General features: G+C 67.6%; 11 protein-coding genes. 9 read left to right on the top strand and 2 right to left on the bottom strand.

The features are described from left to right. Window positions 1-236 precede the first annotated feature (236 nt). The 6 genes from AB0I94_RS18345 to AB0I94_RS18320 all read left to right on the top strand — a co-directional run bounded on the left by AB0I94_RS18345 (window position 237) and on the right by AB0I94_RS18320 (window position 7,638). A complete protein-coding gene (locus AB0I94_RS18345) occupies window positions 237-1,835 on the top strand; it encodes a PQQ-binding-like beta-propeller repeat protein (RefSeq protein WP_363310597.1) in 1,599 nt (532 codons plus the stop codon). A 305-nt stretch (window positions 1,836-2,140) separates the two neighbouring features. Further along, window positions 2,141-2,428 carry a 30S ribosomal protein S15 gene (rpsO, locus tag AB0I94_RS18340; RefSeq protein ID WP_160507553.1) on the top strand — a complete coding sequence of 96 codons (288 nt, stop codon included), beginning with the start codon at window positions 2,141-2,143 and terminating at the stop codon, window positions 2,426-2,428. A gap of 359 nt (window positions 2,429-2,787) precedes the next feature. Further along, the gene (locus AB0I94_RS18335) at window positions 2,788-5,007 is read left to right on the top strand and encodes a polyribonucleotide nucleotidyltransferase (RefSeq protein WP_363310596.1); all 2,220 of its coding nucleotides are present in this window, start codon (window positions 2,788-2,790) and stop codon (window positions 5,005-5,007) included. Next, a complete protein-coding gene (locus tag AB0I94_RS18330; protein ID WP_363310595.1) occupies window positions 5,004-6,383 on the top strand; it encodes a pitrilysin family protein in 1,380 nt (459 codons plus the stop codon). The genes AB0I94_RS18335 and AB0I94_RS18330 overlap by 4 nt, the downstream gene beginning before the upstream one ends. Window positions 6,384-6,413: 30 nt before the next feature. Then, a complete protein-coding gene (dapB, locus tag AB0I94_RS18325) occupies window positions 6,414-7,166 on the top strand; it encodes a 4-hydroxy-tetrahydrodipicolinate reductase (RefSeq protein ID WP_363310594.1) in 753 nt (250 codons plus the stop codon). 19 nt (window positions 7,167-7,185) lie between these two features. Further along, on the top strand, window positions 7,186-7,638 hold the full coding sequence (locus tag AB0I94_RS18320) for a hypothetical protein (protein ID WP_363310593.1): 453 nt from the start codon (window positions 7,186-7,188) through the stop codon (window positions 7,636-7,638). A gap of 9 nt (window positions 7,639-7,647) precedes the next feature. Here the strand turns inward: AB0I94_RS18320 and AB0I94_RS18315 are convergent, their stop codons facing one another. Both AB0I94_RS18315 and AB0I94_RS18310 read right to left on the bottom strand, forming a co-directional pair. Then, window positions 7,648-8,208 carry a hypothetical protein gene (locus AB0I94_RS18315; protein WP_363310592.1) on the bottom strand — a complete coding sequence of 187 codons (561 nt, stop codon included), beginning with the start codon at window positions 8,206-8,208 and terminating at the stop codon, window positions 7,648-7,650. Between the two features lie 143 nt (window positions 8,209-8,351). After that, entirely contained in the window at window positions 8,352-8,591 is a 240-nt protein-coding gene (locus AB0I94_RS18310) for a hypothetical protein (protein WP_363310591.1), read from the bottom strand. Between the two features lie 200 nt (window positions 8,592-8,791). Here AB0I94_RS18310 and thyX point away from each other — a divergent pair, with 200 nt between their 5' ends. From thyX to AB0I94_RS18295, 3 genes are all read left to right on the top strand, one after another. Further along, a complete protein-coding gene (thyX, locus tag AB0I94_RS18305) occupies window positions 8,792-9,532 on the top strand; it encodes an FAD-dependent thymidylate synthase (RefSeq protein WP_363310590.1) in 741 nt (246 codons plus the stop codon). 190 nt (window positions 9,533-9,722) lie between these two features. After that, window positions 9,723-10,622, top strand: coding sequence for a 4-hydroxy-tetrahydrodipicolinate synthase (gene dapA / locus AB0I94_RS18300; RefSeq protein ID WP_363310589.1), 900 nt, complete (start codon window positions 9,723-9,725; stop codon window positions 10,620-10,622). A 135-nt stretch (window positions 10,623-10,757) separates the two neighbouring features. Further along, window positions 10,758-12,443, top strand: coding sequence for a ribonuclease J (locus tag AB0I94_RS18295; protein WP_363310588.1), 1,686 nt, complete (start codon window positions 10,758-10,760; stop codon window positions 12,441-12,443). Window positions 12,444-12,699: the final 256 nt, after the last annotated feature.

Here is a 12,699-nt window from a genome sequence, read left to right as displayed (position 1 = left end):
TCACCAGGGGTTCTTATCGGGTTCGCGTCGGTCACCCGTTCCCACCGCGACGCATGCATCCGCCGATCTCGCTCCCCGCCCCGCTCTGCTCTGCCCTGCCCTGCCCTGCCCTGCCCTGCCCTGCCGTGCCGTGCCGTGCCGAGTGGTGCCGTGCCGATCATGTTCAATAAGGCTCGCTTACCGGCCAGTTGGTGCTGCGTTCCCGGCATCTCTCAGATCAAGGAAGGCTCTCCTGCATGAGCTATGGCCCGCCCCATTCACCCTTCACCCAATCCGCGTTGACCGCGGACCGGGTGAACAAGAAGAAGCGTCGTACGAGGGTGCTGGTTGTTCTGCTGGCGCTCGTCCTGTGTATGGGCAGCGGCATCATCTGGGCGGCGGCCGGCAGCGACGATGAGCAACAGGGGAAGAACCCGACGGCTGCCCGGCAGGCACCGGACGACATCCGGGACACCGTCGAGAAGCTCCCCCGGACCCCTGAGGGCCGCCTGGCCGTCGACTACAACGAGGACGAGTTCGAGAAGAAGTTCAAGAAAGAGTCCGTGCGCGCCCCCGGTGCGTGGGCCACGGACAAGAACTTCGTCAGGGGCATCGGCAGCACCCTCAAGAGCTTCAAGTTCGGCACGTTCGAGGAAGACTGGTCCAAAGAGCTGACCGGTCCGATCTGTGACACCACCCGCCACGTCACCGCTGACGGCCGCACGGCTGTCCTCCTGCAAGAACGTGTGGGCAGGGGAGTCAAGGACGACGAGGACAGCAAGGGCAAGAAGCCCAAGGACAACAAGGGCAAGGACAACAAGGGCAAGAGCAAGAAGGGCAAGAGCAAGAAGGGCGACGGCAAGAAGGACAAGAAGGACAAGGGCAAGGGGACCGAAGCCGAGGACAAGTACTCCTGCACCCAGCTGGCCTTCTTCGACCTGAACACCGGCGAGAAGCTCTGGCAGGTGAAGCTGCCCGACGCCAAGGGCGCCTACGCGCCGAACACCAACGTCACCATGACGCGTGGCACCGTCGCCGTGGCGTGGGGCTACGGCTCAGTCGCGTACGACATGAAGCGCGGACGGGAGCTGTGGTCGACCTCGGCTTCGACGGAGTGCCGGGACCTCGGCTTCGCGGGAGGCCGCGACCTGCTCGCACTGGCCCAGTGCGGAGACGCCTCGGAGCCCCGGTTCAAGGTCCAGAAGGTGAGGCCCCGGACGGGTGAGGCGGAGTGGACCTACAAGGTGACTCGCGGGGTGGGGCGCGTCTACTTGGTTTCGTCCGACCCCGTGGTGCTTGCCGTTTCAGCCGGGGACATCACTGTCACGGACTTGATCACCCTCGATGATCAGGGTGAGTACCAAGCCACGATTGACATGCCGGAAGACCGCTTCCTCGACAATTGCCACAGGCAGCTCTTCGGCAATGTGGAGACGTGTGACGCCATCGTGGTCGGGCGTGATCAGCTGTTCGTCGCGACCGACGAGGGAAGGCTCGCGGACAACTGGATCGTCTCGTACGACCTGAGTACGGGGAAGACGGTCAGGAAGTTCGACTCGAAGCCGGATCTCCCGATCCATCCCTTGCGAATGAGCGGCGGCAAGCTGCTCGCGTTCCGGCCGAGCAGCGACAGCTTCGCACCGGCCGCCGTACTGAGCCTGGATCCACGTACGGGCAAGCAGACCCCGTATCTGTTCTTCAGCATGCCGGACCGCCTCAAGATGGAGGATCCACAGGAGACCGAGATCATCATCGAGGACGGCCGGATCTTCTTCGCCCCCAGGGAGCTGTTCGCGGAGAATGGTGGACCCTGGGAAGGGATGGCCTTCGGGGCCTTGGGCATCGAAGGGATCTGAGGCACCGCGGCCTGAGCCGCAGCGCCCCCGTCCCGCGGGGCGCCACGCACCGGCGCGGCGGCCTGGACAGGAGCCCTGTCAGTCAACGCGGCGGCCTGAGCACGAGCCCCGTCAGCCGCCCACAAGCCGACTGGTACGCTATGTAACGGCCGTATGTGTACGCGCCCCCGGACCCCCAAGGTCGACACCTCGACCAAGGACCTGAGGGCAGCGCCCAGCGGACCTCGCCTCCCGAGTTGTGGAAGCTCCCCTGCGATGTAGACCAGGGGCACTCGGTGGCCACGAAAAGACTACGAGGAGTAAGCGTGTCGCTCGACGCCGCTACGAAGAAGCAGATCATGACCGAGTTCGGCCAGAAGGAGGGCGACACCGGCTCCCCCGAGGTCCAGGTCGCCATGCTCTCCCGCCGTATCTCGGACCTGACCGAGCACCTCAAGACCCACAAGCACGACCACCACTCCCGTCGTGGTCTGCTGATCCTGGTCGGTCAGCGCCGCCGTCTGCTGCAGTACCTGGCCAAGAAGGACATCAAGCGCTTCCGTGCGCTGGTGGACCGTCTGGGCATCCGTCGCGGTGCGGCGGGCGCGAAGTAAGACATCGTGAAGGGAGCGGTTCCCACGCAAGAGGGAGCCGCTCCCTTTGCTGTACGTGCGCATTGTCACCGACGCTTTGTAGTCTGGTGACATAAGCACGTCCCCGCGGGCAGGGATCACCATGGTCCAGCGCCCGGGGGACACCCAGTACGACCTCACGAAGGAGAGGCGCACCAGCCGCCGCCGATCTTCGGTAGTGGCCCCCGGGCGAAACCCCCGGGAGCTTCGATCGAAGACCGGCCCGCACACACGGCGCGCTTCTCCACACAGTCCCCGTCCACGAAGGACGCATGGGACGCCGCTCCCGGGCCACACGGGCCCAGGGGCGAGAAGACGAAACGTAGACACGTAGGAGAACAGTGGAGAACGAGACCCACTACGCCGAGGCCGTTATCGACAACGGCACGTTCGGCACCCGCACCATCCGCTTCGAGACGGGCCGCCTGGCCAAGCAGGCCGCAGGCTCCGCCGTCGCATACCTGGACGACGACACCATGGTGCTGTCGGCCACCACCGCTTCCAAGCGGCCCAAGGACCAGCTCGACTTCTTCCCCCTCACGGTGGACGTCGAGGAGCGGCAGTACGCCGCCGGCAAGATCCCCGGTTCGTTCTTCCGCCGTGAGGGTCGTCCCTCCGAGGACGCGATCCTGACCTGCCGCCTGATCGACCGCCCGCTGCGTCCTTCCTTCAAGAAGGGCCTGCGCAACGAGATCCAGATCGTCGAGACGATCATGGCGCTCAACCCCGACCACCTGTACGACGTGGTCGCGATCAACGCCGCCTCCTGCTCCACGCAGCTGGCCGGCCTGCCCTTCTCGGGCCCGATCGGTGGCACGCGTGTCGCGCTGATCAAGGGCCAGTGGGTCGCCTTCCCGACGCACACCGAGCTCGAGGACGCCGTCTTCGACATGGTCGTCGCCGGTCGCGTCCTCGAGGACGGCGACGTCGCGATCATGATGGTCGAGGCCGAGGCCACCGAGAAGACCATCCAGCTCGTCCAGGACGGCGCCGAGGCGCCGACCGAAGAGGTCGTCGCCGCCGGTCTTGAGGCCGCGAAGCCCTTCATCAAGGCCCTCTGCAAGGCCCAGTCGGACCTCGCCGCCAAGGCCGCCAAGCCCACCGGCGAGTTCCCGGTCTTCCTGGACTACCAGGACGACGTCCTGGAGGCCCTGACCGCTGCCGTGAAGTCGGAGCTCTCCCAGGCGCTGACCATCGCCGGCAAGCAGGAGCGCGAGGCCGAGCTCGACCGCATCAAGGAGATCGCCTCCGAGAAGCTGCTCCCGCAGTTCGAGGGCCGCGAGAAGGAGATCTCCGGTGCCTACCGCGCGCTGACCAAGAAGCTGGTCCGCGAGCGTGTCATCAAGGACAAGGTCCGCATCGACGGCCGTGGCCTCACGGACATCCGTACGCTCGCCGCCGAGGTCGAGGCCATCCCGCGCGTGCACGGCTCGGCGCTGTTCGAGCGTGGCGAGACCCAGATCCTGGGCGTCACCACCCTCAACATGCTCCGCATGGAGCAGCAGCTCGACACCCTTTCGCCGGTGACGCGCAAGCGCTACATGCACAACTACAACTTCCCGCCGTACTCCGTCGGCGAGACCGGCCGCGTCGGTTCGCCGAAGCGCCGCGAGATCGGCCACGGCGCGCTCGCCGAGCGCGCCATCGTGCCGGTGCTCCCCTCGCGCGAGGACTTCCCGTACGCGATCCGTCAGGTCTCCGAGGCCCTCGGGTCGAACGGTTCGACGTCCATGGGCTCGGTCTGCGCCTCGACGATGTCGCTGCTGAACGCCGGTGTGCCGCTGAAGGCCGCCGTCGCCGGTATCGCCATGGGCCTGATCTCCCAGGAGATCGACGGCCAGACGCACTACGTCGCCCTCACCGACATCCTCGGTGCGGAGGACGCGTTCGGTGACATGGACTTCAAGGTCGCCGGTACGAAGCAGTTCGTGACCGCGCTCCAGCTCGACACCAAGCTCGACGGCATCCCCGCCTCGGTCCTGGCCGCCGCGCTGAAGCAGGCCCGTGACGCGCGTCTGCACATCCTCGACGTGATGAACGAGGCGATCGACGTTCCGGACGAGATGTCCCCGAACGCGCCGCGCATCATCACGGTCAAGATCCCGGTGGACAAGATCGGTGAGGTCATCGGCCCGAAGGGCAAGATGATCAACCAGATCCAGGAGGACACCGGCGCCGACATCACGATCGAGGACGACGGCACCATCTACATCGGTGCCCAGCAGGGCTCGCAGGCCGAGGCCGCCCGCGCCACGATCAACGGCATCGCCAACCCGACCATGCCGGAGGTCGGCGAGCGCTACCTGGGTACGGTCGTCAAGACCACCACCTTCGGTGCGTTCGTGTCCCTGATGCCGGGCAAGGACGGTCTGCTGCACATCTCGCAGATCCGCAAGCTCGCCGGCGGCAAGCGCGTGGAGAACGTCGAGGACGTCGTCGGCGTGGGCCAGAAGGTCCAGGTCGAGATCGCCGAGATCGACTCCCGCGGCAAGCTCTCCCTCATCCCCGTCATCGAGGGTGAAGAGGGCGACGACGACCAGAAGGACGACACCGACAAGTGACGTCACGTAGCACCACGACGACGGCCCGCCCCTCTTCGGAGGGGCGGGCCGTCGCCCGTACCCAAACCCTCCTCAAGGGCAAGGACGGCATCGGCACGGTCCGCCGTACGACGCTGCCGGGCGGCCTCCGTGTCGTCACCGAGACCCTGCCCTCCGTACGCTCCGCGACCTTCGGGATCTGGGCGAACGTCGGATCCCGTGACGAGACGCCGTCCCTGAACGGCGCCACGCACTACTTGGAGCACCTGCTCTTCAAGGGCACCAAGAAGCGCAGCGCCCTCGACATCTCGTCCGCGCTCGACGCGGTCGGCGGCGAGATGAACGCGTTCACGGCGAAGGAGTACACGTGCTACTACGCACGCGTGCTCGACACCGACCTGCCGCTGGCCATCGACGTCGTCTGCGACATGCTGACGGGCTCCCTGATCCGCCAGGAGGACGTCGACGCCGAGCGCGGCGTCATCCTCGAAGAGATCGCGATGACCGAGGACGACCCGGGCGACTGCGTGCACGACCTGTTCGCGCACACGATGCTCGGGGACACCCCCCTCGGCCGCCCCGTCCTCGGCACCGAGGAGACGGTCAACGCCCTCACCGCCGATCGGATCCGCCGCTTCTACAAGAAGCACTACGACCCGACCCACCTCGTGGTCGCGGCCGCGGGCAACGTGGATCACAACAAGGTCGTACGCCAGGTCCGCGCCGCCTTCGAGAAGGCCGGCGCCCTCCACCGCACCGACGCGATCCCGGTGGTCCCGCGCCAGGGCTCCCGCACCCTGCGCACGGCGGGCCGCGTCGAGATCGTCAACCGCAAGACCGAGCAGGCCCACGTCATCCTCGGCATGCCGGGCCTGGCCCGCACGGACGAGCGCCGCTGGGCCATGGGCGTCCTGAACACCGCGCTTGGCGGCGGCATGTCGTCCCGCCTCTTCCAGGAGGTACGGGAGAAGCGCGGCCTGGCCTACAGCGTGTACTCGTACACGTCGGGCTTCGCCGACACCGGCCTCTTCGGCGTGTACGCGGGCTGCCGCCCGAGCCAGGTGCACGACGTGCTGAAGATCTGCCGCGACGAACTCGACCAGGTCGCGCAGGACGGCCTGAGCGATGACGAGATCGGCCGCGCGATCGGCCAGCTCGCGGGCTCCACGGTCCTCGGTCTCGAGGACACCGGCGCGCTGATGAACCGTATCGGCAAGAGCGAGCTGTGCTGGGGCGAGCAGATGTCGGTCGACGACATGCTGGCCAAGATCGCGGCGGTCACCCCGGACGAGGTCCGAGAGGTCGCACGCGAGGTCCTCGGCCACCGTCCTTCGCTGTCGGCCATCGGCCCGCTCAAGGACAAGCAGGCCGCCCGCCTGCACGAAGCGGTCTCCTAACTCGCTCAACTCCCTTAAGGAATCAGGTACATGAGCAAGCTGCGCGTGGCGGTCATCGGAGCCAAGGGCCGGATCGGCTCCGAGGCCGTCCGAGCCGTCGAAGCCGCCGACGACCTGGAACTGGTCGCCGCGCTTGGCCGGGGCGACTCGCTGGACACGCTGGTGGAGACCGGCGCCCAGGTCGCGGTCGAACTGACCAACCCCGGCTCGGTGATGGGCAATCTGGACTTCTGCGTGCGCCACGGCATCCACGCCGTGGTCGGTACGACGGGCTGGACCGACGAGCGCGTCGCCCAGCTGGAGACTGCGCTGGCCGCTTCGCCCGAGACCGGTGTCCTGATCGCCCCGAACTTCTCCATCGGCGCGGTCCTCACCATGAAGTTCGCGCAGATCGCGGCGCCGTACTTCGAGTCCGTCGAGGTCGTCGAGCTGCACCACCCGAACAAGGCGGACGCCCCCAGCGGCACCGCCACGCGCACCGCCCAGCTCATCGCCGAGGCCCGTCGGGAGGCAGGCAGCGCCCCGCAGCCCGACGCCACGACGACAGCGCTCGACGGCGCCCGAGGCGCGGACGTCGACGGTGTGCCGGTGCACTCCGTGCGGCTGCGCGGTCTCCTGGCCCACCAGGAGGTGCTGCTCGGCGGCGAGGGCGAGACGCTCACCGTGCGGCACGACTCGCTGCACCACAGCAGCTTCATGCCGGGCATCCTGCTCGGCGTACGCCGTGTGGTGAGCACTCCGGGCCTGACGTTCGGCCTGGAACACTTCCTGGATCTGAACTGACACGGGCCGGCTGACCCTCATGCGAGCAAAGATCACTTACGCCGTCACGGCTGCCGTCCTGGTCGTCTACTTCGTCCTGGTCGGCAGCCGCGGCGTACTCCTGATACAGCACGGCACCGCGCTCACTGTCACTTTCGGTGTCGCGGTGCTGATCCTGCCGTTCATCGGCGTCTGGTTCCTCTGGAAGAACACCCAGTTCGTCCAGCGTGCCAACCGCCTCGCCGCCGAGCTCGAGGCCGAAGGCGGCCTGCCGGTGGACGAGTTGAAGCGCACGCCGAGCGGTCGCATCGACCGCGACTCGGCCGACGAGGTCTTCGCCCGGCGCAAGGCCGAGACCGAGGACTCGCCCGACGACTGGCGCTGCTGGTTCCGCCTCGCCGTCGCCTATCACGACGCCCGGGACACCCCGCGTGCGCGCCAGGCGATGCAGCGCGCGATCGCGCTGCACGCGGGCAGGCCGGTGAACGTCTAGCGTCGTGGGTCAGGCGGTTCGGCGGTACTCGTCCGCCCACACCTCGATGGAGTCGGCCGCCCGGTTGAACGCCTCGTACCGCGCCAGGAAGTCGGCGTTGCGGTCGGTGAGCAACGGCCGCTGCCCCTCCGCCTGCTGATCCCGGCGTACGAGGACGAGCGCCTGCCCCTGCACGGTGCGGGGCAGCCCGAGCCACCGCACGGGCTGCTGCGTCGTACGCACCGTCATGACTTGCGCCCACGGCACCGTCTGCGTCGTCAGGAAGGCCACACGGCGCAGCCCGTGCGCGCTCACCCAGGTACCCATGCGCAGCAGCCGCAGCGCGCTCACGATGACGGTCGCCGCGAGCCCCGCGCAGATCGCGGCACCCCCGAGTGAGTCCGTGAGCGCGATGATCACTGCGGCGACGAGGACGTACGAGGCGAGCAGCAGGAGCAGCGCCGCCGCCCCCACCCGCCACGGACCCGGCCGGTAGGGCCGACGCCAGTGGTCGCGGTCGTCGAACGGCAGCGCAGCGTCGTCCGCCGCCTCGTCAAAGGCACGGTCCGCCGTCAGGAAGGGCAGGGGCACGACTGAATCCTCACTCGATCCACGCACGGGCTGTGCCCGGTGAGGCTATCGAGCCCTGCTCCCGGCTACCACCCGTGGGGGCCATGGGGGTGCCTCCCACGCCTTCAGGGCAGTGGGGGAGAGTCAGGGGGCCAGGACGGTCGTCATCGACTGTTCGAGGCCTCGGACTGCTGGTTCTGTGCGGGTGACTGATCGGGCGACAGGGCGGGCATGCCGAACAGCAGGGAACCCGCGAGGCCGGCGACCACGACCAGGCCGACCAGGGTGCGGCCCATGACCTGAGAGGCCGAAGCCCGCTCTCGGGGTGGGGGAGTGACATTGCTGCGGAACTTGTCGGCTTCGGCGATGAAGGCGAACGGAACGGGCTCGCGCCGACGGAACATGGGGTGCGTTTCTCCTCACGCGACTCGAACGAAACTCTGTTGTCCAGTCAGACGCTCGAAACACCCAAAAGGTGCCCGCTTTCACCAAATTCGCTGAAGATTGCCGAAGATTGTCGCGGCGAGGCACCGAACGGCCGATTGTCAGTGCCGGGCCATAGAGTGGGCGCCGCCCGAGTGATGCACATGGAAGGACCCCGCCAGTGAGCGAGACCCCCACCGAAGACCTCAAGCCCAGCTTCCGCAGCGAGGTCACCGTCGAGTTGGTGAAGCATGCCGCGACCGACTCCGACGTCCTGTGGGCCGCGCGTGTCTCCACTGCCGGTGAGCAGTCCCTGGAGGAGCTCCAGAAGGACCCCGAGCGTTCCAAGGGCCTGATCAACTACCTGATGCGGGACCGCCACGGCAGCCCCTTCGAGCACAACTCGATGACGTTCTTCATCAGCGCCCCGATCTTCGTCTTCCGCGAGTTCATGCGCCACCGCGTGGGCTGGTCGTACAACGAGGAGTCGGGCCGCTACAGGGAGCTCCAGCCGACGTTCTACGTCCCTGACGAGTCCCGCAAGCTGGTCCAGGAGGGCCGCCCCGGGAAGTACGTCTTCGTGGAGGGCACCCAGGCCCAGCAGGAGCTCACGGGCCGCGTCATGGAGGACTCCTACCGCCAGGCGTACGAGGCGTATCAGGAGATGCTCGCCGCCGGCGTCGCCCGCGAAGTCGCCCGCGCGGTCCTGCCGGTCGGTCTCTTCTCGTCGATGTACGCGACGTGCAACGCCCGTTCGCTGATGCACTTCCTCGGCCTGCGTACGCAGCACGAGCTCGCCAAGGTCCCGTCCTTCCCGCAGCGGGAGATCGAGATGGTGGGCGAGAAGATGGAGGAGCAGTGGGCCAAGCTCATGCCCCTCACGCACGCCGCGTTCAACGCCAACGGACGTGTGGCTCCGTAAGGCACTGATGTACGGGTGGGCTGAGCGAGGTGTCCGTATTGCGGCATTTCGAGAAGTTCATCTAGCCTGATCAAACGGACCCGGCACTGCTTGAACCCCCGAGCAGGCAGTGCCGGGCTCCTCACTTGTCAGGTCCGCACACATCCCCCGAGGGGGGACCACGCGCTGAGCAGCGAGTAGCGTGTTACCCATGGCTCCGACCTCCACTCCGCAGACCCCCTTCGGCAGGGTCCTCACCGCCATGGTCACGCCCTTCACGGCGGACGGCGCACTCGACCTCGACGGCGCGCAGCGGCTCGCCGCCCACTTGGTGGACGCAGGCAACGACGGCCTCGTCATCAACGGCACCACCGGTGAGTCCCCGACCACCAGCAACGCGGAGAAAGCCGAGCTCGTACGGGCCGTAGTGGAAGCAGTCGGAGACCGCGCCCACGTCGTCGCGGGCGTCGGCACGAACGACACTCGCCACAGCATCGAGCTCGCCCGCGACGCCGAGCGTGTCGGCGCCCACGGTCTCCTGACCGTCACGCCGTACTACAACAAGCCCCCGCAGGAGGGCCTCCTCAGGCACTTCACCGCGATCGCCGACAGCACCGAGCTGCCGGTCATGCTCTACGACATCCCCGGCCGCAGTGGCGTACCGATCAACACCGAGACGATCGTCCGCCTCGCCGAGCACCCGCGGATCGTCGCCAACAAGGACGCCAAGGGGGACCTCGGCCGCGCCAGCTGGGCCATCGCCCGCTCCGGCCTCGCCTGGTACTCCGGCGACGACATGCTGAACCTCCCGCTGCTCTCCGTCGGCGCCTGCGGCTTCGTCTCCGTCGTCAGCCACGTCGTCACGCCGGAGCTGCGCGCGATGCTCGACGCGTACGCCACGGGGGACGTACAGAAGGCCACCGAGATCCACCAGAAGCTGCTCCCGGTCTTCACCGGCATGTTCCGTACGCAGGGTGTGATCACCACCAAGGCGGCGCTCGCCCTGCAGGGCCGCCCCGCGGGACCGCTGCGCCTGCCCCTGGTCGAGCTGTCGCACGCCGAGACGGCGCAGCTCAAGATCGACCTCTCCGCCGGCGGGGTACAGCTGTAGCCACAGACTTCACAACTGAATACGCGAAACACCGCAGGACCCCGTCCTGCACACACACAGACAACTGCTACTGCACGAACGTCATGCGCGCCACGTGCCCTGGAGGTACGTGGCGCGTCTGGTGAGGAGAGTCTTTTGAGTCATCCGCATCCTGAACTCGGCGCCCCGCCCAAGCTCCCGAAGGGCGGCCTGCGGGTCACCCCGTTGGGCGGCCTCGGCGAGATCGGCCGCAACATGACCGTATTCGAGTACAACGGTCGCCTGCTGATCGTCGACTGCGGAGTGCTCTTCCCCGAGGAGGAGCAGCCCGGAATCGACCTGATCCTGCCGGACTTCACGTCCATCAGGGACCGCCTCGACGACATCGACGGCATCGTGCTCACGCACGGCCACGAGGACCACATCGGCGGTGTCCCCTATCTCCTCCGCGAGAAGCCGGACATCCCGCTGATCGGCTCCAAGCTGACCCTCGCGCTCATCGAGGCGAAGCTCCAGGAGCACCGCATCCGTCCGTACACGCTCGAGGTCGTCGAGGGTGACCGTGAGCGCCTGGGCCCGTTCGACTGCGAATTCATCGCGGTCAACCACTCCATCCCGGACGCCCTGGCCGTCGCCGTCCGCACCCCCGCGGGCATGGTGGTCGCCACCGGCGACTTCAAGATGGACCAGCTGCCGATGGACGGCCGCCTCACCGACCTGCACGCGTTCGCGCGGCTGAGCGAGGAGGGCATCGACCTCCTTCTCTCCGACTCGACGAACGCCGAGGTCCCGGGCTTCGTCCCGCCGGAGCGCGACATCTCGAACGTGATCCGGGGCGTCTTCGCGGGCGCCCAGAAGCGGATCATCGTCGCGAGCTTCGCCAGCCACGTCCACCGCATCCAGCAGATCCTGGACGCCGCCCACGAGTACGGCCGCAGGGTCGCCTTCGTCGGCCGCTCGATGGTCCGCAACATGGGCATCGCGAGGGACCTGGGTTACCTGAAGGTCCCGCCGGGCCTGGTGGTGGACGTCAAGACGCTCGACGACCTCCCGGACAGCCAGGTAGTGCTCGTCTGCACGGGCTCGCAGGGTGAACCGATGGCGGCCCTCTCCCGGATGGCCAACCGCGACCACCAGATCCGCATCGTCCAGGGCGACACGGTGATCCTGGCGTCGTCGCTCATCCCCGGCAACGAGAACGCGGTCTACCGCGTGATCAACGGCCTGACCCGCTGGGGAGCGAACGTCGTCCACAAGGGCAACGCGAAGGTACACGTCTCCGGCCACGCGTCGGCCGGCGAGCTCCTGTACTTCTACAACATCTGCAAGCCCAAGAACCTGATGCCGGTACACGGCGAATGGCGCCACCTGCGCGCCAACGCCGAACTCGGCGCTCTCACGGGCGTTCCGCACGACCGCATCGTGATCGCCGAGGACGGCGTCGTCGTCGACCTCGTCGAGGGCAAGGCGAAGATCGTCGGCAAGGTCCAGGCGGGTTACGTGTACGTCGACGGCCTCTCCGTGGGCGATGTCGGCGAGCCCGCGCTGAAGGACCGCAGGATCCTCGGGGACGAGGGCATCATCTCGGTCTTCGTGGTGGTGGACTCCAGCACCGGCAAGATCACCGGGGGCCCGCACATCCAGGCCCGCGGCTCGGGCATCGAGGACTCGGCGTTCTCGGCGGTCATGCCGAGGGTCCAGGAGGTCCTGGAGAAGTCGGCCCAGGACGGCGTCGTCGAGCCCCACCAGCTGCAGCAACTCATCCGCCGCACGCTGGGCAAGTGGGTCTCGGACAACTACCGCCGACGCCCGATGATCCTTCCCGTCGTCGTCGAGGTCTGACCCCGACACTGCGTGAACTAGGAGCGGGGCGCCTCGATTTGCATCGGGGCGCCCCGCTCCAGTACGTTTACGTCTCCGCCGCAGAGGGAAGCGCCCGGCACTCACGTGCTCGGAGCAGACCCGAAGAGAGCGGGGGAATTCCGACTCAGAACTTCTGATAAAGTCGGAGCCGCCGGAAAGGGAAACGCGAAAGCCGAAAGGCCGGAGCGGGAACCGGAAAGGCGCCGAGGAAATCGGACACGAAAGAGTCTGATAG

The organism is Streptomyces sp. NPDC050147, from assembly GCF_040660195.1.
Lineage (GTDB): Bacteria > Actinomycetota > Actinomycetes > Streptomycetales > Streptomycetaceae > Streptomyces.
This window is presented reverse-complemented; position numbering and strand designations above follow the sequence as displayed.

What these genes read in the sequence shown, in the direction of transcription:
- AB0I94_RS18320 (WP_363310593.1), top strand. Translation starts at nt 7,186, where the DNA reads ATGCGAGCAAAGATCACTTACGCCGTCACGGCTGCCGTCCTGGTCGTC.
- AB0I94_RS18310 (WP_363310591.1), bottom strand. Translation starts at nt 8,591, where the DNA reads ATGTTCCGTCGGCGCGAGCCCGTTCCGTTCGCCTTCATCGCCGAAGCC.
- dapB (WP_363310594.1), top strand. Translation starts at nt 6,414, where the DNA reads ATGAGCAAGCTGCGCGTGGCGGTCATCGGAGCCAAGGGCCGGATCGGC.
- dapA (WP_363310589.1), top strand. Translation starts at nt 9,723, where the DNA reads ATGGCTCCGACCTCCACTCCGCAGACCCCCTTCGGCAGGGTCCTCACC.
- AB0I94_RS18345 (WP_363310597.1), top strand. Translation starts at nt 237, where the DNA reads ATGAGCTATGGCCCGCCCCATTCACCCTTCACCCAATCCGCGTTGACC.